Origin of the sequence: Kocuria flava, from assembly GCF_001482365.1 — a bacterium.
GTDB lineage: Bacteria > Actinomycetota > Actinomycetes > Actinomycetales > Micrococcaceae > Kocuria > Kocuria flava.
In genome coordinates this window covers 3,106,166-3,129,957 of record NZ_CP013254.1, presented here as the reverse complement: position 1 = coordinate 3,129,957, position 23,792 = coordinate 3,106,166, and the positions used below count along the sequence as shown (strand labels likewise).

General features: G+C 73.7%; 26 protein-coding genes. 23 read left to right on the top strand and 3 right to left on the bottom strand.

What is annotated here, in order from left to right:
* From rplR to glmM, 18 genes are all read left to right on the top strand, one after another.
* A complete protein-coding gene (gene rplR / locus AS188_RS13965; protein ID WP_058859351.1) occupies positions 1-372 on the top strand; it encodes a 50S ribosomal protein L18 in 372 nt (123 codons plus the stop codon).
* Positions 369-1,100: a 30S ribosomal protein S5 gene (rpsE, locus tag AS188_RS13960; RefSeq protein WP_058859350.1), complete on the top strand. Its 732-nt coding sequence runs from the start codon at positions 369-371 to the stop codon at positions 1,098-1,100. Before rplR ends, rpsE begins: the two co-directional genes overlap by 4 nt.
* The gene (gene rpmD / locus AS188_RS13955) at positions 1,100-1,309 is read left to right on the top strand and encodes a 50S ribosomal protein L30 (RefSeq protein WP_058859349.1); all 210 of its coding nucleotides are present in this window, start codon (positions 1,100-1,102) and stop codon (positions 1,307-1,309) included. The genes rpsE and rpmD overlap by 1 nt, the downstream gene beginning before the upstream one ends.
* Position 1,310: 1 nt before the next feature.
* Positions 1,311-1,799 carry a 50S ribosomal protein L15 gene (gene rplO / locus AS188_RS13950; protein WP_058859348.1) on the top strand — a complete coding sequence of 163 codons (489 nt, stop codon included), beginning with the start codon at positions 1,311-1,313 and terminating at the stop codon, positions 1,797-1,799.
* Positions 1,800-2,055: 256 nt separating this feature from the next.
* A complete protein-coding gene (secY, locus tag AS188_RS13945) occupies positions 2,056-3,366 on the top strand; it encodes a preprotein translocase subunit SecY (RefSeq protein ID WP_058859347.1) in 1,311 nt (436 codons plus the stop codon).
* 67 nt (positions 3,367-3,433) lie between these two features.
* Positions 3,434-3,997, top strand: coding sequence for an adenylate kinase (locus tag AS188_RS13940; protein WP_058859346.1), 564 nt, complete (start codon positions 3,434-3,436; stop codon positions 3,995-3,997).
* A 111-nt stretch (positions 3,998-4,108) separates the two neighbouring features.
* On the top strand, positions 4,109-4,939 hold the full coding sequence (map, locus tag AS188_RS13935) for a type I methionyl aminopeptidase (protein WP_058859345.1): 831 nt from the start codon (positions 4,109-4,111) through the stop codon (positions 4,937-4,939).
* Between the two features lie 47 nt (positions 4,940-4,986).
* Positions 4,987-6,135 (top strand): dual-specificity RNA methyltransferase RlmN, encoded by a 1,149-nt coding sequence (gene rlmN / locus AS188_RS13930; RefSeq protein WP_058859344.1) that lies wholly within the window; start codon positions 4,987-4,989, stop codon positions 6,133-6,135.
* Between the two features lie 273 nt (positions 6,136-6,408).
* The gene (infA, locus tag AS188_RS13925) at positions 6,409-6,630 is read left to right on the top strand and encodes a translation initiation factor IF-1 (protein WP_017833319.1); all 222 of its coding nucleotides are present in this window, start codon (positions 6,409-6,411) and stop codon (positions 6,628-6,630) included.
* A 52-nt stretch (positions 6,631-6,682) separates the two neighbouring features.
* A complete protein-coding gene (gene rpmJ / locus AS188_RS13920) occupies positions 6,683-6,796 on the top strand; it encodes a 50S ribosomal protein L36 (RefSeq protein WP_017833320.1) in 114 nt (37 codons plus the stop codon).
* A 167-nt stretch (positions 6,797-6,963) separates the two neighbouring features.
* Positions 6,964-7,332, top strand: coding sequence for a 30S ribosomal protein S13 (gene rpsM, locus AS188_RS13915; RefSeq protein ID WP_058859343.1), 369 nt, complete (start codon positions 6,964-6,966; stop codon positions 7,330-7,332).
* A 93-nt stretch (positions 7,333-7,425) separates the two neighbouring features.
* Positions 7,426-7,830, top strand: coding sequence for a 30S ribosomal protein S11 (gene rpsK, locus AS188_RS13910; protein WP_058859342.1), 405 nt, complete (start codon positions 7,426-7,428; stop codon positions 7,828-7,830).
* 103 nt (positions 7,831-7,933) lie between these two features.
* Positions 7,934-8,941, top strand: a complete 1,008-nt coding sequence (locus tag AS188_RS13905; protein WP_058859341.1) for a DNA-directed RNA polymerase subunit alpha — start codon at positions 7,934-7,936, stop codon at positions 8,939-8,941.
* Between the two features lie 67 nt (positions 8,942-9,008).
* The gene (gene rplQ / locus AS188_RS13900; protein WP_058859340.1) at positions 9,009-9,770 is read left to right on the top strand and encodes a 50S ribosomal protein L17, sunset domain variant; all 762 of its coding nucleotides are present in this window, start codon (positions 9,009-9,011) and stop codon (positions 9,768-9,770) included.
* A gap of 129 nt (positions 9,771-9,899) precedes the next feature.
* Positions 9,900-10,829, top strand: coding sequence for a tRNA pseudouridine synthase A (locus AS188_RS13895; protein ID WP_169798002.1), 930 nt, complete (start codon positions 9,900-9,902; stop codon positions 10,827-10,829).
* Positions 10,830-11,093: 264 nt separating this feature from the next.
* Positions 11,094-11,537 (top strand): 50S ribosomal protein L13, encoded by a 444-nt coding sequence (gene rplM, locus AS188_RS13890; protein ID WP_058859339.1) that lies wholly within the window; start codon positions 11,094-11,096, stop codon positions 11,535-11,537.
* A 38-nt stretch (positions 11,538-11,575) separates the two neighbouring features.
* Positions 11,576-12,082 carry a 30S ribosomal protein S9 gene (gene rpsI, locus AS188_RS13885; RefSeq protein ID WP_058859338.1) on the top strand — a complete coding sequence of 169 codons (507 nt, stop codon included), beginning with the start codon at positions 11,576-11,578 and terminating at the stop codon, positions 12,080-12,082.
* Positions 12,083-12,243: 161 nt separating this feature from the next.
* A complete protein-coding gene (gene glmM, locus AS188_RS13880; protein WP_058859963.1) occupies positions 12,244-13,599 on the top strand; it encodes a phosphoglucosamine mutase in 1,356 nt (451 codons plus the stop codon).
* A gap of 93 nt (positions 13,600-13,692) precedes the next feature.
* Here the strand turns inward: glmM and mscL are convergent, their stop codons facing one another.
* The 3 genes from mscL to coaA form a co-directional block, all read right to left on the bottom strand.
* Positions 13,693-14,061 carry a large conductance mechanosensitive channel protein MscL gene (gene mscL / locus AS188_RS13875; protein WP_230781382.1) on the bottom strand — a complete coding sequence of 123 codons (369 nt, stop codon included), beginning with the start codon at positions 14,059-14,061 and terminating at the stop codon, positions 13,693-13,695.
* Positions 14,062-14,188: 127 nt separating this feature from the next.
* A complete protein-coding gene (locus AS188_RS13870; RefSeq protein WP_058859337.1) occupies positions 14,189-15,088 on the bottom strand; it encodes a M15 family metallopeptidase in 900 nt (299 codons plus the stop codon).
* A 4-nt stretch (positions 15,089-15,092) separates the two neighbouring features.
* Positions 15,093-16,049, bottom strand: a complete 957-nt coding sequence (coaA, locus tag AS188_RS13865) for a type I pantothenate kinase (RefSeq protein ID WP_058859336.1) — start codon at positions 16,047-16,049, stop codon at positions 15,093-15,095.
* Between the two features lie 160 nt (positions 16,050-16,209).
* Between coaA and AS188_RS13860 the strand changes: the two genes are divergently transcribed.
* The 5 genes from AS188_RS13860 to AS188_RS13840 all read left to right on the top strand — a co-directional run bounded on the left by AS188_RS13860 (position 16,210) and on the right by AS188_RS13840 (position 23,776).
* The gene (locus AS188_RS13860) at positions 16,210-18,282 is read left to right on the top strand and encodes a PTS mannitol transporter subunit IICBA (RefSeq protein ID WP_058859335.1); all 2,073 of its coding nucleotides are present in this window, start codon (positions 16,210-16,212) and stop codon (positions 18,280-18,282) included.
* Positions 18,279-19,445, top strand: coding sequence for a mannitol-1-phosphate 5-dehydrogenase (locus AS188_RS13855; protein ID WP_058859334.1), 1,167 nt, complete (start codon positions 18,279-18,281; stop codon positions 19,443-19,445). The genes AS188_RS13860 and AS188_RS13855 overlap by 4 nt, the downstream gene beginning before the upstream one ends.
* Positions 19,446-19,573: 128 nt before the next feature.
* Entirely contained in the window at positions 19,574-21,451 is a 1,878-nt protein-coding gene (gene glmS, locus AS188_RS13850) for a glutamine--fructose-6-phosphate transaminase (isomerizing) (protein ID WP_058859961.1), read from the top strand.
* 358 nt (positions 21,452-21,809) lie between these two features.
* Positions 21,810-22,217 carry a holo-ACP synthase gene (locus AS188_RS13845; protein WP_058859333.1) on the top strand — a complete coding sequence of 136 codons (408 nt, stop codon included), beginning with the start codon at positions 21,810-21,812 and terminating at the stop codon, positions 22,215-22,217.
* Complete coding sequence (locus AS188_RS13840) at positions 22,214-23,776, top strand: NAD(P)H-hydrate epimerase (protein WP_058859332.1); 1,563 nt, start codon at positions 22,214-22,216, stop codon at positions 23,774-23,776. The genes AS188_RS13845 and AS188_RS13840 overlap by 4 nt, the downstream gene beginning before the upstream one ends.
* Positions 23,777-23,792 lie beyond the last annotated feature (16 nt).

Below are 23,792 nucleotides of genomic sequence, written 5' to 3'. Positions count from 1 at the left end.
ATGGCTCTGAAGATCAAGGGCAAGTCCAAGGCCGCCGCCCGCGGCCGCCGCCACGCCCGGGTGCGCAAGCACCTCACCGGCACCGCGGTCCGCCCCCGCCTGGTCGTCAACCGCTCGGCCCGGCACGTGTTCGTCCAGGTCGTCGACGACACCAAGGGCGTCACCGTCGCCTCGGCCTCCACCATGGAGGCCGACCTGCGCGGCACCGAGGCGGACAAGACCGCCAAGGCCAAGCGCGTCGGCGAGCTCGTGGCCGAGCGCGCCAAGGCCGCCGGCATCGAGGCCGTCGTCTTCGACCGCGGCGGCAACAAGTACCACGGTCGTGTGGCGGCCGTGGCCGACGGCGCCCGTGAGGGAGGTCTGGCACTGTGAGCGAGCAGAACAACGAGAAGGAAACCCAGGTGACGGAAGCCAGCACTGCCTCCACGGAGGCGACCGGGGCCCAGCAGTCCACCGAGACCACCCGCTCCCAGGACTCCCGCGGCGACCGCGGGGGCCGCGGCGAGCGCGGCGGCCGCGGTGAGCGCGGGGGCCGCGGCGAGCGCGGCGGTCGTGGCGGCCGCGGCGGGCGCGACGAGGAGAAGGACAAGTTCCTCGAGCGCGTCGTGACCATCAACCGCGTCTCCAAGGTCGTCAAGGGCGGGCGCCGCTTCAGCTTCACCGCCCTCGTCGTCGTCGGCGACGGCAACGGCATGGTCGGTGTCGGCTACGGCAAGGCCAAGGAGGTGCCGGCCGCGATCTCCAAGGGCGTCGAGGAGGCGAAGAAGAACTTCTTCCGCGTTCCCCGCGTCGAGGACCGCACCATCCCGCACCGCGTCCAGGGCGAGGCCGCCGCGGGCGTCGTCATGCTCCGTCCGGCGACCCCCGGTACCGGTGTGATCGCCGGCGGCCCGGTGCGCGCCGTGCTCGAGTGCGCCGGCATCCACGACGTGCTCTCCAAGTCGCTGGGCTCGTCGAACCAGATCAACATCGTGCACGCAACGATCGAGGCGCTCCGCCAGCTCGAGGAGCCGGCGGCCGTGGCGGCACGCCGCGGCATGCCCATCGACGAGGTCGTCCCCGGTCCGCTGCTGCGCTCCATCCAGAAGGCAGGTGCCTGATGTCCGGCAAGCGTATCCAGCCCGACGGCACGGAGCTGCGCATCACGCAGGTCCGCTCGGTGGTCGGCCAGAAGCAGAACATGCGGGACACGCTGCGGTCCCTCGGCCTGAAGCGGCCGGGCAACGTGGTGGTCCGGAAGGCCGACGGGGTGACCGCGGGCATGGTCAACACCGTCGCCCACCTGGTCAAGGTCGAGGAGGCCAACTGACATGGCAGAGAACACTGCAGAGAACACCGCCGGCAACGGCGAGAAGGTGCACGCCCTGAAGGTGCACCACCTGCGCCCGGCCCCCGGCGCCCGCACCGCCAAGACCCGCGTGGGTCGCGGTGAGGGCTCCAAGGGCAAGACCGCCGGTCGCGGCACCAAGGGCACGGCGGCCCGCTACCAGGTCAAGGCCGGCTTCGCCGGCGGCCAGCTGCCGCTGCACATGCGGCTGCCGAAGCTGCGCGGGTTCAAGAACCCCTTCCGCGTCGAGTACCAGGTCGTGAACCTGGACCGGCTCGCGGAGCTGTTCCCGGAGGGCGGCCAGGTCACGGTCGACTCGCTCGTGGCCAAGGGCGCGGTCCGCAAGAACCAGCCCGTCAAGGTCCTGGGCACCGGCGAGATCGCCGTGGCGGTCGACGTGACGGCGCACGCCTTCTCCGGCTCCGCGGCCGAGAAGATCGCCGCCGCCGGCGGCAGCACCACCGCGCTGTGAGCGCGGGCCGCGGCCCCGGGCAGCGCCCGGGGCCGCGGCGCACCGGTCAGGCCCCGTCCACGCCAGCGTGGGCGGGGCCTGACCCGTCCCGGGTGCGCCGGCGCGCCGGGACCCGGAGGGCCGGGCACCGGCGCGTTCGTTAGACTGGCGCGCAGGGTCGTCCGTGCCCGTCGCGCGCGGACCCCGGGACCGCGCTCCCGAACTCCCCACCCCCCGCGGCCGGACGCCGGTCGGACCCGTCTCTCTAGGAGGACATGTGCTCAGCGCTTTCGGCCGGGCGTTGCGAACGCCCGACCTGCGACGCAAGCTGGGGATCACCCTCGGCCTCATCGTGCTCTACCGCCTGGGCACCTTCGTCCCCGCCCCCGGGGTGGACTACGGCAACGTCCAGCAGTGCCTCGCCCTCGGGACCACCACGGGCGGGATCTACGACATGGTCAACCTCTTCAGCGGCGGCGCCCTGCTGCAGCTGTCGGTCTTCGCCCTGGGCGTGATGCCCTACATCACCGCGAGCATCATCACCCAGCTGCTGCGGGTCGTCATCCCGCGCTTCCAGGAGCTGCACGAGGAGGGCGCGCAGGGGCAGACGAAGCTGACCCAGTACACCCGCTACCTCACGATCGGCCTGGCGCTGCTCAACGCGACCACGATCGTCTCCCTGGCCCGCTCCGGCGCCCTGCTGGGGGACTGCCCGCTGCCGGTGATCCCGGACGACACGATCCTCACGGTCGTCATCATGGTGATCACCATGACCGCCGGCACCGCGATCATCATGTGGCTCGGCGAGCGCATCACCGAGAAGGGCGTCGGCAACGGGATGTCGCTGCTGATCTTCACCTCGATCGCCGCGACCTTCCCCTCCGCCCTCGGCGACATCCTGCGCACCAAGGGGTGGGGCGTGTTCCTCGCCGTGCTGGCCGTGGGCCTCGTCGTGATCACGTGCGTGGTCTTCGTCGAGCAGTCGCAGCGGCGCGTGCCCGTCCAGTACGCCAAGCGCATGGTGGGCCGGCGCACCATCGGCGGCACCACGACCTACATCCCCCTGAAGGTGAACATGGCCGGGGTCATCCCGATCATCTTCGCCTCCTCCATGCTCATGCTCCCGGGCATGCTGGCGCAGTTCGGGATGCCCGAGACCGGCACGGACATCCCCGGGTGGGTCACCTGGATCAACACCTACCTCGTCACCGGCGACCACCCGGTCTACATGGTGCTGTACTTCCTCATGATCGTGTTCTTCACGTACTTCTACGTGTCCATCACGTTCAACCCGGAGGAGGTCTCCAACAACATGAAGCGCTACGGCGGCTTCATCCCGGGCATCCGCGCGGGCCGGCCCACCGAGCGCTACCTGCAGTACGTGCTGACCCGCATCACCTTCCCCGGCGCCCTGTACCTGGGGATCGTGTCGATGATCCCGCTGATCGCCCTCGTGATGGTCGACGCCAACCAGAACTTCCCCTTCGGCGGGCCGTCCCTGCTGATCATGGTGGGCGTCGGGCTGGACACGGTGAAGCAGATCGAGGCCCAGCTCCAGCAGCGCCACTACGAGGGCCTGCTGCGCTGAGCCCGGGCCGGTGCGGGTCCGGCCGCTAGACTGGGCCCGCACCCGTTCCCGACCGCAAGGAGACCTCATGACCCGCATGCTCATCATCGGCCCGCCGGGGGCCGGCAAGGGCACCCAGGCCGTGCGCATCTCGGAGGAGCTGGGCGTGCCGGCGATCTCCACCGGCGACATCTTCCGCGCCAACATCAAGGCGCAGACCCCGCTGGGCCAGGAGGCCAAGCGCTACATCGACGCCGGGGACCTCGTGCCGGACTCGGTGACCAACCGCATGGTGCGGGAGCGCCTGGGGGAGGGCGACACCGCCGAGGGGTTCCTGCTCGACGGCTACCCGCGCAACGCCGCGCAGGTGGAGGAGCTGGACGGGATCCTGCAGGAGCTGGGCCAGGAGCTCGACGTCGTGCTCCAGCTGACGGCCGACAACGAGGAGCTCGTCCAGCGCCTGCTCGGCCGCGCCCAGAAGGAGGGGCGCACCGACGACACCGAGGACGTCATCCGCCACCGTCTCGACGTCTACGACGCCGAGACGGCCGTCGTCGTCGACCTCTACGCCCAGCGCGGCCTCGTGCGCGAGGTCGACGGACTCGGCACCGTCGACGAGGTCACCCGGCGCATCATGGCGGCGCTCGCCTGAGCAGCCCCGCCCCACGCCGTGACGCCCCCGGGCACCCCCGGGGGTCTCACGTTTAACACCACGCCCGCCGCCCCCGGACCCCGGGGCCGGGCGGACGGGAAGGACCACCGCATGTTCGGCCGCCGCCGGATCGAGTACAAGACCAACGCCCAGCTGCGCACCATGCGCCGCGCCGGGGTGGTGACCTCGCGCGCCCTCGACGCCGCCGTGGCCGCCGCCGTGCCCGGGGCGACCACCGCGGACCTCGACGCCGCATTCCGCGCCGTGCTCGACGAGCACGGGGCGACGTCCAACTTCCTCGGCTACTTCGGCTACCCGGCCACCGTGTGCGTGTCCGTCAACGAGGTCGTCGTCCACGGCATCCCCGGCGAGCAGGTGCTGGAGGAGGGCGACATCCTCTCGATCGACGGCGGGGCGATCGTCGACGGCTGGCACGGGGACTCCGCGCGCACCGTCCTGCTGGGCCGGCCCGACCCCGCCGACGCCGAGCTGTCGGAGACCACCCGCCGGGCGATGTGGCGCGGGATCGCCGCCGTCGCCACCGGCACGCACGTCGGGGACATCGGGGCGGCCGTGGAGGACTACGTGCGCGAGGTCTCCGGCCACCGCTTCGGGATCCTCGAGGAATACGTGGGCCACGGGATCGGTTCCAAGATGCACATGGCCCCCGACGTCCTGAACTTCCGCAGCAACGACCGCGGGCCGCGCCTGCGCGCCGGGATGGCGCTCGCGATCGAGCCCATGCTCGTGCGCGGCGGCATCGGCACGCGGGTGCTGGAGGACGACTGGACCGTCGTCACCACCGACGGGGCCCGCTCCAGCCAGTGGGAGCACTCCGTCGCCCTGCACCCCGACGGCATCTGGGTGCTCACCGCCGAGGACGGCGGCGCCTCGGAGCTCGAGCCCCTGGGCGTCACCCCCGTCCCGGTGCCCGAGGACTGAGCCCCACCGCGCCGCCCCGACCGACCCCGTCCCGCGAGGAGAAGCCCGTGCCCGAGACCCCGCTCGAGCTCACCGTCCGACCCGAGCCCGGCCAGCTGACCTTCACCGCGCCCCGCCGCGGCAAGCCGCCCCGGCACCTGGCCGACTTCGACCTGGCCGGCCGGCGCGAGTTCCTCGCCGAGCTCGGCCACAAGCCGTTCCGCGCGGGCCAGCTCTCGCGGCACTACTTCGACCGCCTGGCCACCGACCCGGAGGACATGACCGACCTGCCGGCGGAGGGCCGCGCCGAGCTCGTCGCCCGGGCGATGCCCCCGCTGCTGAGCCCGGTCCGCACCCTCGAGGCCGACGGCGGCGCCACCCTGAAGACCGTCCACCGCCTCTTCGACGGCGCGATGGTCGAGTCGGTGCTCATGCGCTACCCGAACCGGGTGACCATGTGCATCTCCTCCCAGGCCGGGTGCGGGATGAACTGCCCGTTCTGCGCCACGGGCCAGGCCGGGCTGACCCGCAACCTCTCCACCGCCGAGATCGTCGAACAGGTCGTCCAGGGCGCGCGCCTGCTGCGCGGGGGCCGGGTGGGCCGCGCCGAGCAGGAGCCGCTGCGGGTGTCCAACATCGTGTTCATGGGCATGGGGGAGGCCCTGGCCAACTACAAGGCGACCCTCGGCGCCGTGCACCGCCTCGTCGACCCCTCCCCGGAGGGCCTGGGCATCTCCGCCCGCGGGATCACGATGTCCACGGTGGGCCTCGTGCCGGGGATCCGCCGGTTCACCCGGGAGAAGCTGCCCGTCACCCTGGCGCTGTCCCTGCACGCGCCCGACGACGAGCTGCGCGACGAGCTGATCCCCATCAACACCCGGTGGAAGGTCGACGAGGCCCTCGACGCCGCCCGCGACTACTACGACGTCACCGGCCGGCGGGTCTCCATCGAGTACGCGCTCATCCGGGACATCAACGACCACGGCTGGCGGGCCGACCTGCTGGGGGAGAAGCTCAACGCCCGCGGCACCGGCTGGGTGCACGTCAACCCCATCCCGCTGAACCCGACCCCCGGGTCGAAGTGGACCGCGTCCCGGCTCGGGGTCGAGCAGAACTTCGTGGAGCGCCTGCGCGCCCACGGCATCCCCACGACCGTGCGCGACACCCGCGGCTCCGACATCGACGGCGCCTGCGGCCAGCTCGCCGCGACCGCCTGAGCCCCCTCCGCCCGGCCCGCCGCGCCGGTGCGCCGGGGGCACCGCCGGTGCTCCCGGCGCACCGGCGTTGCGGCGCACCCGCCCCATGCCGTAGAGTGTTCTGTTGGTTGTCTGTGCTCCAGCGATTCCGCACTGTCCGGACCACGCCGATCCCTCCCGCTCCTTCGAACGGTGATGGTGCGCGCGCCCTGGTCCGCTGCGGCGTTTAACGATCAAGAACACCCGAACCCTGCCCGGCGCCCCGGCGGCGGGCCCCTGAAGTTAGCGGAGGATATGGCCAAGAAAGACGGAGTCATCGAGATCGAGGGCACTGTGGTCGAGGCTCTGCCCAACGCGATGTTCCGCGTTGAGCTGAACAACGGTCACCTGGTGCTCGCCCACATCTCCGGCAAGATGCGCCAGCACTACATCCGGATCCTTCCCGAGGACCGCGTGGTGGTGGAGCTGAGCCCGTACGACCTCACCCGCGGTCGTATCGTCTACCGCTACAAGTAGGACCGGCGGCCGCCGGCCGCCGCCACTCGAGAGAACGACGCGAAGGAATGCGATGAAGGTTCAGCCGAGCGTGAAGCCGATCTGCGACAAGTGCAAGGTGATCCGGCGCAACGGCCGGGTCATGGTGATCTGCGAGAACCCGCGCCACAAGCAGCGCCAGGGCTGATCCGCCCGAGCTGCCCCACGCAAGTGGATTAGACAAGGCACCGCTCCCGACCGGAGGGATCCGGGCGGGTGCCCCCGGGAACAGAGGCCGGGGACCGGCGGACGGCGACGTCCCGACCGGACAGCGATGCTGAAGACCTCTGGAGAAGAACAAGGAGAACCGCCGACATGGCACGTCTCGCTGGCGTTGACCTTCCCCGTGAGAAGCGGCTGGAAGTAGCGCTCACCTACATCTACGGCGTGGGACGCACCCGCGCGCTGGACACCCTCGAGGCCACGGGCATCTCGGGCGACCTGCGCGTGCGCGAGCTCACCGACGCCCAGCTCGTCGAGCTGCGCGACTACATCGAGGGCAACTACAAGGTCGAGGGCGACCTGCGACGCGAGGTCGCCGCCGACATCCGCCGCAAGGTCGAGATCGGCAGCTACCAGGGCCTGCGCCACCGCCGCGGCCTGCCGGTGCACGGACAGCGCACGAAGACCAACGCGCGCACCCGCAAGGGTCCCAAGCGCACGGTCGCCGGCAAGAAGAAGTAGCCCGCTGCCGCTCGTGCACCGGGACCCGGCGTCCCCCGAGCGGCACCACCCCGCTCTTCACCGCTCTTCCTGAACACCTCGTAGGAGATCTCCATGCCCCCGAAGACTCGCGCAGCGGCTGCACGCAAGCCCCGTCGCAAGGACAAGAAGAACATCGTCCAGGGCCAGGCCCACATCAAGTCGACGTTCAACAACACCATCGTCACCATCACCGACCCCACCGGCGCCGTCCTCTCCTGGTCCTCCGCCGGCGAGATGGGGTTCAAGGGGTCGCGCAAGTCCACCCCGTTCGCCGCCCAGATGGCCGCCGAGGCCGCCGCCAAGCGCGCGCAGGAGCACGGCGTGCGCAAGGTGGACGTGTTCGTCAAGGGCCCGGGCTCCGGGCGCGAGACCGCCATCCGCTCCCTCCAGGCCACCGGCCTCGAGGTCGGCTCGATCTCGGACGTCACCCCGAGCGCGCACAACGGGTGCCGCCCGCCGAAGCGCCGCCGCGTCTGATGCGAGCGCGCCGACACCGGACCGGGCACCGGTCCGCACCCACCAACTGTTTTCCACCACCTGCGGTCGTCATATGGCGGATGCCCGCTGAAAGGAAACATCAGTGCTCATCGCACAGCGCCCCACCCTCTCGGAAGAGGTCGTGGCCGAGAACCGGTCCCGCTTCGTGATCGAACCCCTCGAGCCCGGCTTCGGCTACACCCTCGGCAACTCCCTCCGCCGCACCCTGCTGTCCTCGATCCCGGGTGCTGCCGTGACCAGCATCCGCATCGACGGGGTGCTCCACGAGTTCTCCACCGTGGAGGGTGTCAAGGAGGACGTCACCGAGATCATCCTCAACATCAAGAAGCTCGCCGTCTCCTCGGAGCAGGACGAGCCGGTCGTCGCCTACCTGCGCAAGCAGGGTCCCGGCGTCGTGACCGCGGCGGACATCACGGCCCCGGCCGGTGTGGAGATCCACAACCCGGACCTGCACATCGCCACCCTCAACGCGAAGGGCCAGCTCGAGCTCGAGCTGACCATCGAGCGGGGCCGCGGCTACGTCTCGGCGGCGCAGAACAAGGCCGGGGACGCGGAGATCGGCCGGATCCCGGTCGACTCCATCTACTCCCCGGTGCTCAAGGTGACCTTCCGCGTGGAGGCCACCCGCGTCGAGCAGCGCACCGACTTCGACAAGCTGGTCCTGGACGTGGAGACCAAGGAGGCCATCTCCCCGCGGGACGCCGTCGCCTCCGCCGGCACCACCCTGGTCGAGCTCTTCGGCCTGGCCCGCGAGCTGAACGCGGCCGCCGAGGGCATCGAGATCGGCCCCTCGCCGACCGACGCCGCGATGGCCGCCGACATGGCCCTGCCGATCGAGGACCTCGAGCTGACCGTGCGGTCCTACAACTGCCTCAAGCGCGAGGGCATCCACACCGTGGGCGAGCTCGTCGGCCGCTCCGAGGCGGACCTGATGGACATCCGCAACTTCGGCGCGAAGTCCATCGACGAGGTCAAGGCCAAGCTCGTCGACCTGGGCCTCTCCCTCAAGGACTCGCCCCCCGGTTTCGACCTCGCCGCCCGCGCCGCCGCGATCGACGACGAGAACCCGTTCGACGACGTCGACCAGTAATCCTTCCCTCTGAAGTCCCGCCGGGTCCTGGGCCCGGAGGGGACGACCTTCCAGGAGATCAACAACCATGCCTACTCCCACCAAGGGTCCCCGTCTCGGAGGCGGCCCCGCCCACGAGCGCCTGATGCTGGCCAACCTGTCCCAGCAGCTGTTCGAGCACAAGCGCATCACCACCACGGTCACCAAGGCCAAGCGGATGCGCCCCTACGCCGAGCGCCTGATCACCTTCGCCAAGCGCGGTGACCTGGCGGCCCGCCGCCGGGTGCTCGCCCAGCTGTCCGACAAGTCCGTGGTGCACGAGCTGTTCACCACCATCGCCTCGGCGATGGAGGACCGCAACGGCGGCTACACGCGCATCACCAAGATCGGCAACCGCAAGGGCGACAACGCCCCCATGGCCGTGATCGAGCTCGTCATGGAGCCCGTCGCGACCAAGGCGACCGTCGCCGAGGCCGAGCGGGCCACCGAGAAGGCCGCCCCCGCCCCGGCCGCGCCGGTCGACACCCCGGCCGGCTCCACCGCCGAGGACGTCGCCGCCGAGGAGATCCCCGCGCAGGAGCAGGCCCCGGAGGTGGGCTCCGAGGAGGCCGCCGCCGTCGCCGCCGAGAACGCGGAGGCGGAGTTCCCCGGCTCGCACGCGCCGCTGGAGTCCGGCGAGGCCCCGGAGGGCTTCGACGTCAAGGGCAACAAGAACTCGATGAAGTACCACGTGCCCGGTTCGCGCTGGTACGCGGGCACCACCGCCGAGATCTGGTTCGACTCCCCGGCCAGCGCCGAGGCCGCCGGCTTCCAGCCGGCCGGCGGTGCCGCCGCGCAGAAGCTGCGCTGAGCCGAGCCGACCGCACCGAGCACGCCGCCGGGGACACCGTCCCCGGCGGCGTCGCCGTGCCCGGGCCTGCCCCCCCCGCACGCCCCCGGCGGGCCCCCGGACCCGCCCCGAGACCCCTGGAGCCGCACCGTGACCGCACTGCCCGCCGCCGGCCCGGACCCCCACGCCGTGCGCGTGCGCCTGGACCTGGCCTACGACGGCGCCCCCTTCTCGGGGTGGGCGCGCCAGCCGGGACGGCCCACCGTCCAGGGCGCCCTCGAGGACGCCCTCGCGCTGCTCGTGCGCCGGCCCGTGCGCGTCGTCGTCGCCGGGCGCACGGACGCGGGGGTGCACGCCCGCGGGCAGGTCGTCCACCTCGACCTCGGCGCCGCCGAGTGGACGGGCCTGGCCCGGGGGCGCGCCGAGGACCCGGGGGACGCGCTCGTGCGGCGGCTGACCGGGACCCTCGGCCACGTCCTGGGCCGGGGCCGCCGCGCGGCGGGGCTGGCGGAGTGCCCGGGCGCGGTCGTCGTGCGCTCGGCGCGCGAGGCACCCCCCGGCTTCGACGCCCGCTTCTCGGCGGTCGCCCGCCGGTACAGCTACCGGATCGACGACGGCGCCGGCGGTCTCGACCCGCTCACCCGGCACCTGACCTGGTGGACCCCCGACGTCCTCGACGTCCCGGCGATGGCCGCGGCGCTGCAGGAGCTGCTGGGCCTGCACGACTTCCTCGCCTTCTGCCGCCCCCGCGAGGGCGCCACCACCGTGCGCGAGGTGCTCGCGGCCTCGGTCGAGCGGGACCCCGCCGGGCTCGTGGTCCTCGGCCTGGAGGCGGACGCCTTCTGCCACCACATGGTCCGCTCGGTCGTGGGCGCCGCCGTGCGCGTCGGCGCCGGCCGGGAGGCCACCGGCTGGCTGGGGGAGCGGCTGGCCGACCGGGTGCGCGACGCCCGCATCCTCATGGCACCGCCCCACCCGCTCGTCCTCGAGGAGGTCCGCTACCCGGAGGACGCCGCGGTCGCCGAGCGCGCCCGGGCGACGCGCGCCCGGCGGGACCCCGCGCAGCCGCCCCCCGCGTAGCACCGGGGCACGGGCGGTCGTGCGCCGGCGGGAAGTGGCGCCGGGGAGCCCGATCCGGTACCGTGGAGTGCTGTTGTGCGTGTCCCGCCTCGGTTCACGTGTACCCGGATCCGCCGTCCAGTTGCAGGACGCATGGCGGCCGGTGCACCGGGGTCTCGGGCACCGGATGCAGCTCGGCCCTCACCCGAGCCCCGGACGGCACACGGATGCAACGGCGTGACCCCAACTAGCGCCACCGAGAGAACCCGAACGAAGGCAAATAACGTGCGTACGTACACCCCGAAGCCCGGTGACATCCAGCGCCAGTGGCACGTCATCGATGCCACCGACGTCGTCCTGGGTCGTCTTGCCAGCCAGACCGCAACGCTGCTGCGCGGAAAGCACAAGCCGACCTTTGCTCCTCACGTCGACGGCGGCGACTTCGTCGTCATCGTCAACGCCGACAAGGTGGCCCTGACCGGCGCGAAGCTCGAGAAGAAGCGCGCCTACCGGCACTCCGGCTACCCCGGCGGCCTCAAGTCCACCTCCTACGCGGAGCTGCTCGAGAAGAACCCGGTGCGCGCCGTGGAGAAGGCCGTGCGCGGCATGCTCCCCAAGAACAAGCTGGCCGCCCAGCAGATGTCCAAGCTGAAGGTCTACGCCGGCCCGGAGCACCCCCACGGTGCCCAGCAGCCGCAGACCTTCGAGTTCACCCAGGTCGCCCAGTAATTCCGGGCCTACGAGACAAGAACTGATCGAGGAGAATCGTGGCTCAGAACACTGACGAGCAGTACACCGCCGAGGGCGAGGAGCAGCTGACCAGCTACACCTCCGAGTCCTCCGCCGCCCCCGAGGCTGTCGCGACCGGCGAGCGCCCCGCGCTGACCGTCTCCGGCCAGGCCGTCGGCCGCCGCAAGGAGGCCGTCGCCCGCGTGCGCGTCGTCCCCGGCTCCGGCCAGTGGACCGTCAACGGGCGCACCCTGGAGAACTACTTCCCGAACAAGCTCCACCAGCAGGAGGTCAACGAGCCCTTCGCGCTGCTGGAGCTCGAGGGCGCCTACGACGTGATCGCCCGCATCCACGGCGGCGGCCCCTCCGGCCAGGCCGGCGCGATGCGCCTGGGCGTGGCCCGCGCCCTCAACGAGATCGACGCGGAGAACAACCGCCCGTCGCTGAAGAAGGCCGGCTTCCTCACCCGTGACGCCCGCGTCACCGAGCGCAAGAAGGCCGGTCTCAAGAAGGCCCGCAAGGCCCCGCAGTACTCCAAGCGCTGATCGACGGGCCCCGGCCCGGCGAGATCGCGCCACGGAACCCCGTCCCGCCACCCGGCGGGGCGGGGTTCCGCCGTTCCACGGCGCGTCACGGACGTGATGCGCGCCACACGCAGGGCCGTGGTGCGCGGTCGGGCGGCCGGGCGGACCGTACTATGGGTCCGATGTCTAGATTATTCGGAACGGACGGCGTTCGCGGGCTCGCGAACGACCTCCTCACAGCCAACATGACCCTGGACCTCGCGCAGGCGGCGGCGATCGTGCTCGGCCACGGCCACGCCCCCGAGGGCCGCCGGCCCACCGCGGTCCTGGCCCGCGACGGCCGCGCGAGCGGGGAGTTCCTGGGCGCCGCCGTGGCCGCGGGCCTGGCCGGCTCGGGCGTGGACGTCCACGACGCCGGCGTGCTGCCGACCCCGGCGCTGGCCTACCTCGTGGCCGACCTGGACGCCGACTTCGGCGTGATGATCTCCGCGTCCCACAACCCCGCCCCGGACAACGGCATCAAGTTCCTGGCCCACGGCGGGCGCAAGCTGCCGGACCGGGTCGAGGACGAGATCCAGGCGGTGTGGGAGTCCGGGGACTTCCGCCGCCCCACGGGCGCGGAGGTCGGGCGGATCAGCCTCCTCACCGACGCCGAGGACCGCTACGTCCTCCACCTCGTGGGGGCGATCCCGCAGCGGCTGGAGGGCCTGCGCATCGTCCTGGACTGCGCCAACGGCGCCGCCTCGGGGGTCTCCCCGGACGCGTTCCGGGACGCCGGGGCCGACGTGCAGGTCATCGGCGCCGAGCCGGACGGGCTCAACATCAACGACGGCTGCGGGTCGACCCACCTCGAGCCCCTGCGCCGGGCGGTGCTCGAGCGCGGGGCGGACCTCGGCATCGCCCACGACGGTGACGCCGACCGCTGCCTCGCGGTCGACCACACGGGCCGGGAGGTCGACGGCGACCAGATCATGGCGATCCTCGCCCTCGGCCTGAAGGAGCAGGGCCGGCTGGTGGACGACACCCTGGTGGCCACCGTGATGAGCAACCTCGGGCTCAAGCTCGCCCTGCGGGAGGCCGGGATCGAGGTCCGCGAGACCGCGGTCGGCGACCGCTACGTCCTCGAGACGATGACCGAGCACGGCTACAACCTCGGCGGCGAGCAGTCCGGGCACGTCATCATGTCCGACTGGGCGACCACCGGCGACGGCCTGCTCACCGGGCTGATGCTGGCCTCGCGCGTGGCGGTCACGGGCACCCCGCTCGCGGAGCTGGCCCGGGTGATGACCCGCCTGCCGCAGGTGCTCGTCAACGTGCGCGGGGTCGACCGGTCCGCCGTGGGCTCCAACGCCGCCGTGCGGGCGGCCGTCGCGGAGGTCGAGCAGCGCCTGGGGGAGACCGGCCGGGTGCTGCTGCGCCCCTCGGGGACCGAGCCGGTGGTGCGGGTCATGGTCGAGGCCGCCACGGAGGAGACCGCCCGCGCGGAGGCCGAGCACCTGGCCGCGGTCGTGGAGCAGGAGACCGCCCTCACCGTCTGAGGGCGGTGCCGCGCCCGCCGGACCGGCGGCGCGGACGGGACGAGGCCCGCACCGGCGCTGCCGGTGCGGGCCTCGAACGGACGGGTGGACGGGTCAGGCGGAGCGCTGGGTGAGAGCGTCGCGGATCTCGGTGAGGAGCTGGACCTGCGGGTCGGCCTCCTCCTCGGCCGGGGTGATGCCGAGGCGGCGGTTGCGGGCCTCGATCATCTTGTTCATGGGCAGCACGATCGCGAAGTAGACCGCGGCGGCCACGAGCAGGAAGTTCACGAGCGCGGTGAGCAGCACGCCGAACCGGATGTCGTTGCCGTTGAGGGTGACCATCGCGAACGAGTCGAAGTTGGGCGAGCCCACCAGCGCGGAGATGGCCGGCATCAGCACGGCCTCGACCATGGCGTTGACGACCTGGGCGAAGGCGGCGCCGATGATCACGGCGACGGCGAGGTCCAGGACGTTGCCCTTCATGATGAATTCTTTGAAACCTTTGAGCACGCTCACAGGGTAGCCCGGAAGTGCGTTTTCCGGACGGGGAGCTCCGTCACACGCCGGTGCGGGCGCCCCGTCGTGGCGGCACGCCCGGCGGCGGGCGCGCTCAGCGGCCGGGGCCGTAGTCCGGGGCCGGCCCCAGTCCGGAGAACTCCTCGAGGGTCGCGGCCCCGGAGGACGTGTACTCCCTGGCGCGCTCGGCCCCGAGGTGGCGCAGGTGCCAGGGCTCGTACCAGTACCCGGTCGTCGGGTGCTCCCCGAACGGGTAGCGCACCACGAACCCGTGCTCCGCGGCGTGCTCGGCCACCCAGGCCGCGGCGGGGGTGTCCGCGAAACAGACCTGCAGGTCGCACCCCCCGCCCTGCCCGACGTCGAGGGCCAGCCCGGTCTGGTGCTCCGAGTGGCCCGGGCGCGCCGAGGCGGTGTCCGCGGCGGCGCGGCCCTGGCGGGCGACCCAGCCGGCGTAGGCGGCGGCCTGGTCGTCGTAGGAGCGGTAGCCGGAGAGCGCGACGATCCGCACCCCGTCGGCGCGCGCGGCGGCGAGCAGCCGGCGGGCGTCGCGGGCGGCCTCCGGGCGCAGCCGGACCCCCTCGACGTCCTCCAGTGCCGCCGGCGCCCAGCGCGGCGGGTCGAGCGGGCGGCGCTTGTTCACGACCACGGCCGGCGAGGCCGGGTCGTCCAGCTCCGGCGGGGGCGCGGCCGCGCCCGGGTCGGCCCCCGGCCCCTCGTCGACGGGGGAGTCCGCGGCCGGGCCCCGGGCGTCCCCCGCATCCCCGCCGCCGGGGGACGCCGCCGCGGTGCCGGGGACCCCTGAGGAGCGCGGGCCGCCGGGGGAGGCCGCTGCCGGGCCCGGGGCGGAGGACGCGGGTGCGGACGGGGCGGGGCCCGGGCCGGCGTCCCCGCAGCCGGTCAGCACCGCGGCGAGCAGGCCCGCCGCGAGGAGCCGGGGCCGGGCCGGGCGCCGGCGGGGGAGGCGGGGCCGCGGGGCGGGGCTCGGGGCGCGCACGGGGTCAGTTCTTGCGCAGCAGCACGCGGCGCACCGAGTGGTCGGGGCCCTTGGAGAGGATCAGGCGGGCCCGGCCGCGGGTGGGCAGCACGTTCTCGACGAGGTTCGGCTCGTTGATCCGCCGCCAGATCCCCAGCGCCGTGGCCTCGGCCTCGTCGTCGGAGAGGGCCGCGTAGCGGTGGAAGTAGGAGCCGGGGTCGGAGAAGGCCGAGGAGCGCAGGGCCTGGAATCGCTCCACGTACCAGCGCTCGATGTCGGCCGTGCGGGCGTCGACGTAGATCGAGAAGTCGAAGAAGTCGCTCAGGGCGAGGGCCGCCCGGTCGCCCGGCCGCACCTTCGCGGGGGCGAGCACGTTGAGCCCCTCCACGATGACCACGTCGGGGCGGGTCACCACGACCTCCTCGCCGGGGACGATGTCGTAGCTGTGGTGGGAGTAGCGCGGGGCGCGCACCTCCGGGGCCCCGGACTTGATCTCCGCGACGAAGCGCAGCAGCGCCCGCCGGTCGTAGGACTCGGGGAAGCCCTTGCGCTCCATCAGCCCGCGGCGGTGCAGCTCCGCGTTGGGGTGGAGGAACCCGTCGGTGGTCACGAGCTGCACGTTCGGGGTGGAGGGCCAGCGGGAGAGCAGCTCGCGCAGCAGGCGCGCCGTCGTGGACTTGCCCGCGGCCACGGACCCGGCGATGCCGATGACGAACGGGGTGCGCGCGTGCTCCTCGCCGAGGAACGCGTTCGTGGAGGCGTTGAGCCGGTTCGAGGAGGCGTCGTAGAGGGTGAGCAGCCGGGACAGCGGCAGGTAGACCTCCCGGACCTCCTCCACGTCGAGGTGGTCGCCGAGGCCGCGCAGGTTCTCGATCTCCTGTGAGGACAGGGGGACGTCGATCGCGTCCGCGAGCCTCGACCAGGTCTGCCGGTCGAGCTCCACGAACGGCGAGACTCGGTGCTGGAGGGCGTGGGTGCTCATCGGGGACAGTCTAGACCTGCGCCCCGCCGCGCCCCGGCGCGCGGGCCCGGTGCGGGCGGTACATTGGGGCCACGACGGCGCGGACCGTCGGCCGGACCGCCACGACCGGCTCTCCGGCCGGTGGCCCCGGCCCCATCTTCCGAGAGCCGAGGACGAGACGATGGCCACGACAGCGACGACGACGGAGCCCGGCGCGGGCGGCAGCTCCAGGGGCACGGCGGCCCGGGCGCACGTGCAGCGCTTCGGCACCTTCCTCTCCGGGATGATCATGCCCAACATCGGGGCGTTCATCGCCTGGGGCCTGATCACCGCCTTCTTCATCGAGGCGGGCTTCACCCCCTACGGCCCCCTGGGCGGGTTCGGCACCGACGCCGAGGGCGCCCCGCACACCGGGCTCGTGGGCCCGATGATCACCTACCTGCTGCCCCTGCTGATCGCCTACACCGGCGGACGGATGGTCTACGACGTGCGCGGCGGCGTCGTGGGCGCGATCGCCACGATGGGCGTGATCGTGGGCGCCGACATCCCGATGTTCATCGGGGCGATGCTCATGGGCCCGGCCACGGCGTGGCTGATGAAGCGGATCGACGCCATCTGGGACGGGAAGATCAAGCCCGGCTTCGAGATGCTGGTCAACAACTTCTCCGCCGGGATCTTCGCCGGGATCATGGCGATCGTCGGGTTCTTCGTCATCGGCCCGGCGGTGCTGGTGTTCTCCAACGCCGCCGCGGCCGCGGTGGAGTTCCTGGTGGACCGGGGGCTGCTGCCGCTGACCTCGATCCTGATCGAGCCGGCGAAGGTGCTGTTCCTCAACAACGCGATCAACCACGGCATCCTCACCCCGCTGGGCACCGCCCAGGCCCTGGAGCAGGGCAAGTCCATCCTCTTCCTGCTCGAGGCCAACCCGGGCCCGGGCCTGGGGATCCTGCTGGCCTACATGGTCTTCGGCCGCGGGACCGCACGGGCCTCGGCCCCGGGGGCGGCCCTGATCCACTTCTTCGGCGGCATCCACGAGATCTACTTCCCCTACGTGCTCATGAAGCCGGCCCTGATCCTGGCCGCCATCGCCGGCGGCGCGACGGGGATCTTCACCCTGACGATCTTCGACGCGGGCCTGCGCGCCCCGGCCGCGCCCGGGTCGATCATCGCGGTGCTGGCCCAGACGGCCTCGGACTCCTACGTGGGCGTGGTCCTGGCCGTCGTCGCGGCCACGGCCGTGTCCTTCCTCGTGGCCTCCGTGATCCTCAAGGCCTCCGGGGACAAGGGCGAGGGCGACCTCACCGAGGCGACCGCGCGGATGGAGGGGATGAAGGGGCGGAAGAGCTCGGTCTCCTCCTCCCTCGTCGGCACCAGCGGCGGCGCCGACGCCGCCGGCGAGCACGACCTCGACGCGGGGGAGCCCGTGCGCCGCATCGTCTTCGCGTGCGACGCCGGGATGGGCTCCTCGGCGATGGGCGCCTCCGTGCTGCGCAACAAGGTCCGGTCGGCGGGCTTCGAGGACGTGACGGTCACCAACGCGGCGATCGCCAACCTCACCGACGACTTCGACATCGTGGTCACCCACCAGGACCTCGCCACCCGGGCCCGGCCCAAGGTCCCGAGCGCGTCCGTGGTCACGGTCGACAACTTCATGGGCAGCCCCCGCTACGACGAGATCGTCGAGGCGGTGCGCCGGCGCAACGTCGACGGCGCGGACGGCGCCCCCGCCGGGGCGACGGCAGGGGCGGCGGGCCCGGCGGGGACGACGACGGCCGCGGCAGCACGGGCGGACGGACCGGCCCGGGAGACCGGGGCGGAGGCCGAGCCCGTGCTGACCCGCGAGCGGATCGTCATGGACGGCGGGGCGCGCAGCGCCGCGCAGGCCATCGACGAGGCCGGCGGGCTGCTCGTGGCCGCCGGGGCCGTGGACGACGCCTACGTGGCCTCGATGCACGAGCGCGAGGAGTCGGTGTCCACCTTCATGGGCAACGGTCTGGCGATCCCGCACGGGACCAACGACGCGAAGGACTCCATCCTCCGCTCCGCCCTGTCGGTGGTGCGCTACACCGAGCCGGTGGACTGGAACGGCAAGCCCGTCACCTGGGTGATCGGCATCGCGGGCAAGGACAAGGAGCATCTGGGCATGCTCGCCAAGATCGCCCGGATCTTCAGCAGCAAGGAGCAGGTCGCGCGCCTGAACGAGGCGCGCACCGCGGACGAGGTCCTCGAGATCCTCGGGAAGGTGAACTCATGAAACAGGCCGTGCACTTCGGCGCCGGGAACATCGGCCGCGGCTTCGTCGGCCTGCTGCTGCACGAGGCCGGCTACGGCCTCGTCTTCGCCGACGTGGCCGAGCCCCTCGTCGACGCCCTCCGGAGCACCCCCCGGTACACGGTGCACGAGGTCGGCGCGGGCGGGCGGGACCACGTCGTCGGCGACTACACGGCCGTGCACTCCGCCGCGGAGCCCGAGGAGCTCACGGCGCGGCTGGCCGCGGCCGACGTCGTCACGACCGCCGTGGGCCCGAGCGTGCTGCGCTTCGTGGCCCCGGCGATCGCCGCGGGCCTGGCCGCGCGCCCGGCCGGGGAGCCCCGCCAGGCCGTGATGGCGTGCGAGAACGCGATCAACGCCACGGACCTGCTCGAGGAGCAGGTCCGCGCCGCGGCGCGCGAGCACGGCCTCGACGACGCCGCCGTCGACGCCCGGGCCGTCTTCGCCAACACGGCGGTGGACCGGATCGTGCCCGACCAGGCCCCCGGCGGCGGGCTCGACGTGCGCGTGGAGCCCTACTACGAGTGGGCCGTCGAGTCCGGGCCCTTCGGGGAGGCCCTGCCGCAGATCCCCGGGATCACCTGGGTGCCGGCACTGGCGCCCTACATCGAGCGCAAGCTCTTCACGGTGAACACCGGCCACGCCGCGGCCGCCTACCTCGGCCGGGCCGCCGGCCGGCGCACGATCGCGGAGGCGCTGGCCGACCCGGAGGTGCGGGCGGGGGTCGAGGCCGTGCTGGCGGAGACCTCGGCCCTGCTCGTCGCCAAGCACGGCTTCGACGCCGCCGAGCACGAGCGCTACGTGGGCAAGATCCTCGCCCGCTTCGCCAACGACGCCCTGCCCGACACGGTCGAGCGGGTGGGCCGGGCGCCCCTGCGCAAGCTCGGCCGGCACGAGCGCTTCGTCGGCCCCGCCGCGGAGCTGGCCGAGCGCGGACTGGGCACCGAGGCCCTCCAGCGGGCGATGGCCGCGGCCCTGCGCTTCGACGCCCCCTCGGACCCCGAGGCGGTCCGCCTGGGGGAGCTGCTCGAGCACCGCGGGGCGGCCGAGGCCGCGCGCGAGATCACGGGGCTGGACCCGCAGCACCCGCTCTTCCCGCGCCTCGAGGCGCTCGTGGCCGAGGCCGCCCGGGAGCGCCGGGGCTGACGGACCGGCCCGCCCGGGAGCGTCCTGCGGGACCCGCCGCCGTCCCCCGGACGGCGTCCCGGTGTCCCCCCAAGTGGCCCGTCGCGGCCTGCCCGGGGCGGCGGAATCCATGCGGTACTGTGAAGCGCATGTGTGGAATCGTTGGATATGTGGGCCCGGCCTCCCCCTCGGCCGAGACCTCGCACGGCGCCCTGGACGTCCTCGTGGAGGGCCTGCGCCGGCTGGAGTACCGCGGCTACGACTCGGCCGGCGTCGCCGTCGTGGCGGACGGTGCGATCGGCCACCGCAAGAAGGCCGGCAAGCTGGCCAACCTCGAGGAGGAGCTGCGCCGCGACCCGCTGCCCGCCTCCGCCACGGGCATCGGCCACACCCGGTGGGCGACCCACGGCGGGCCCACCGACCTCAACGCCCACCCGCACGTCGTCGACGGCGGCCGGCTGGCCGTGATCCACAACGGGATCATCGAGAACTTCGCCGAGCTCAAGCAGGAGCTCGCCGAGAAGGGCCACGCCTTCACCTCGGAGACGGACACCGAGGTCGCCGCCGCGCTGCTCGCGGAGACCTACAACGACCTCGGCGACCAGGATCTCGTGGCCGCCGTCCAGGCCACGGCCCGCCGGCTCGAGGGCGCCTTCACGATCCTCGCCGTGCACGTCGACCATCCCGGCCGCGTCGTGGCCGCCCGCCGCAACTCCCCGCTCGTGCTCGGGTTGGGGGAGGGCGAGAACTTCCTCGGCTCGGACGTCTCCGGGTTCATCGACCACACCCGCCGCGCGGTGGAGCTCGGCCAGGACCAGGTCGTGTCGATCACCGCCGAGGGCTACGAGATCACCGACTTCGAGGGCCGGCCCGCCGAGGGCAAGCCCTTCGAGGTGCTGTGGGACGCCGCCGCCGCCGAGAAGGGCGGCTTCCCCTCCTTCATGGAGAAGGAGATCAACGAGCAGCCCATGGCCGTGGAGCAGACCCTCATGGGCCGCACCGACCCCGAGGGGAACCTGGTCCTCGACGAGCTGAAGATCGACGAGTCCGTGCTGCGCGCGGTGGACAAGATCGTCGTCGTCGCCTGCGGCACCGCCGCCTACGCGGGCCAGGTCGCCCGCTACGCGATCGAGCACTGGTGCCGGATCCCCACCGAGGTCGAGCTGGCCCACGAGTTCCGCTACCGCGACCCCATCGTCGACGAGCGCACCCTCGTGGTGGCCCTCTCCCAGTCGGGGGAGACCATGGACACCCTCATGGCGGTCCGGCACGCCCAGGAGCAGGGCGCGAAGGTCGTGGCGATCTGCAACACCAATGGCTCGACCATCCCCCGGGAGGCCGACGCGGCGCTGTACACCCACGCCGGCCCGGAGATCGCGGTCGCCTCGACCAAGGCGTTCCTCGCCCAGATCACCGCCGCCTACCTCCTGGGCCTCTACCTGGCCCAGCTGCGCGGGAACAAGTACAAGGACGAGATCGCGGGCATCCTCGCCGAGCTCGAGGCGATGCCGGCGAAGATCCAGGCCGTCATCGACACCCAGGACCAGGTCAAGTCCCTGGCCCAGCAGATGAAGGACGCCGCCTCGGTGCTCTTCCTCGGCCGCCACGTGGGCTACCCGGTCGCGCTCGAGGGCGCGCTGAAGCTCAAGGAGATCGCCTACATCCACGCGGAGGGCTTCGCGGCCGGCGAGCTCAAGCACGGGCCCATCGCCCTGATCGAGGAGGGCCAGCCGGTCTTCGTGATCGTGCCCTCCCCGCGGGGCCGCGACTCCCTGCACGCCAAGGTCGTCTCCAACATCCAGGAGATCCGCGCCCGCGGCGCGGTGACCATCGTGATCGCCGAGGAGGGGGACGAGGCCGTCGCGGACTACGCCAACCACGTCTTCCGCGTCCCGCAGGCCCCGACGCTGCTCCAGCCGCTGCTGGCCACGGTCCCGCTGCAGATCTTCGCCTGCGAGCTGGCCACCGCCAAGGGCTACGACGTCGACCAGCCGCGCAACCTCGCGAAGTCCGTCACCGTCGAGTAGCCCCCGCCGCCGCACGGTGCCGCCGGCCCGCCGCCCCCGCCGGGCGGCGGGCCGGCGGCCGTCCGCGGGTGGGACGGGGGCGGGACCGAGGTCGGGCCGGCGGCCGTCCGGGGGCAGGCCCAGGGGCAGGACCTCGCCCGGGCCGGGGAGCCCGCACGCCGGCCGGAGCCGCAGACCGCGCACCCGCGGCCGGGGCCGCCGCAGCCGGTCGCCCCGGCCGCCGTCCTGCCGTCCCCGGCGCCCCGGCCCCCGTCCTGCCGTCCTCGGCGCCCCGGCCCCCGTCCTGCCGCCCCGGACCCCGCGTGCAGCGCCCGCCCTCGTGCGCCACGCCGCCGTGCCGCGCGGCTAGGGTGGGGCCATGATCATCGGCACCGGCATCGACGTGGTGGACGTCGCCCGCTTCGAGGCGCAGATCGCCCGCACCCCCGGGCTCGTGGAGCGGCTCTTCACGCCGGGGGAGCGGGGACTGCACGTGCGCTCGCTGGCCGCCCGCTTCGCCGCGAAGGAGGCGGCGGCCAAGGCCCTCAAGGCCCCGCCCGGGATGATCTGGCAGCACTGCTGGATCGAGAAGGACCCCTCCGGGGCGCCCGTGCTGCGCACCGAGGGCACGGTCGCGGACGAGGCCCGCCGCCAGGGCATCGACCGCTGGCACCTGACCATGACCCACGACGGCGGGATCGCGATGGCCATGGTCGTCGCCGAGCGGACCGCCCCGGAGGCCCCGGCCCCCGGTGCGCCCGGCCACGAGGGGCAGGTCCCGGCGTGATCGAGGCGCACACCGGCGCGCAGGTGCGCGCCGCCGAGACCCCCTTCCTCGAGCGCGGCGACGGGCCCGCCCTGATGCGCCGGGCCGCCCACGGCCTGGCCCTGGCGTGCTCGCGCCGGCTGCGGGAACGCCGCGGGAAGGTGGCCGGGGCCCGGGTCGTGGTCCTGGCCGGCACCGGCAACAACGGCGGGGACGGCCTGTGGGCCGGCGCCGAGCTGGCCCGCCGGGGTGCGGCCGTGCTCGCGGTCGCCACCGGCGACCGGCTCCACCCGGAGGGCGAGGCCGCCCTGCGGGCCGCCGGCGGACGGGTCCTGTCCCTCGGCGGCCCCGAGGGCGCCGGCGCGGCCGGGCGGGTGCTGGCCGCGGACCTCGTGGTCGACGCCGTGCTGGGCACCGGCGCCCGGGGCGGGCTGCGCGGGGCCGCCGCCGCGCTGGTCCAGGAGGTCCTCGACGGCCTGCCCGACGGCGCCGGCCCCGAGGTCGTGGCCTGCGACGTCCCCTCCGGGGTCGGCGCCGACACCGGTGCGGTGCACGGGCCCGTCCTGCCCGCCGGCACCACCGTCAGCTTCGGGTCGGCCAAGGCCGGGCTGCTGCTGCCGCCGGGGGAGGCCCTGTGCGGGCGGGCCGTCACCGTGCCGCTGGGCCTCGAGCCCGCCCTGCCCGCCCCGGCGCTGCGCCGGCTCGAACCCGAGGACGTCGCCGCCCTGTGGCCGCGCCCCGGCGCCGGCTCCCACAAGTACTCCCGCGGGGTGGTCGGCGTCGTCGCCGGCTCGGCCACCTACCCCGGGGCCGCCCTGATGTGCACCCGCGCCGCCGTCGACGCCGGCGCCGGGATGGTGCGCCACCTCGGGGACCCGGAGACCCGCCGGCTCGTGTGCCTGACCAGCCCGGAGGTCGTCGCCTCCGAGGACCACCCGACCGAGGTCCACGTCCAGGCGTGGGTGGTCGGCCCCGGGGCGGTCGGGGACCCCGCCCAGGAGTCGCGCATCGACGCGGTGCTCACCGGCGCCGTCCCCGCGGTCGTCGACGCCGGGGCGCTCGGCGCGGCCGCGCGCGCCGCCGCCGACGGCGCCCTGGGCCCCGGGAAGGTCCTCACCCCCCACGCCGGCGAGCTGGCCCAGGTGCTCGCGTGGCTGGCCGCGCTCGGCGTGCTCGAGGAGGCCCCCGAGCGCGAGGGCGTCGAGGCCGAGCCGGCCCGGTGGGCGGCGGCGGCCGCCGCGGCCACGGGCGCCGTCGTCGTCCTCAAGGGCGCCACCACGGTCGTGGCCGCCCCCGGCGGCCTGCTGCTCACCCAGGCCGACGGCAGCCCCTGGCTGGCGACCGCCGGCAGCGGGGACACCCTCGCCGGGGTCATGGGCGCGGTGCTCGCCGCGTGCGCCGAGCACCCCGACGCCTTCGCCGCCGCGGGGTCGTGGGCGCGCGGGGAGAACCGCTTCGCCGTGGCCGCCGCGCTCGCGGTCGCCGTGCACGGGCAGGCCTCCCGCCTCGGGGGCCTCGGCCCGGTCCCGCCCACGGTCCTCGCGCAACGGGTGCGGGACGTGCTGCGCGCCCGCGCCTGAGACCCCGCGCCGGACG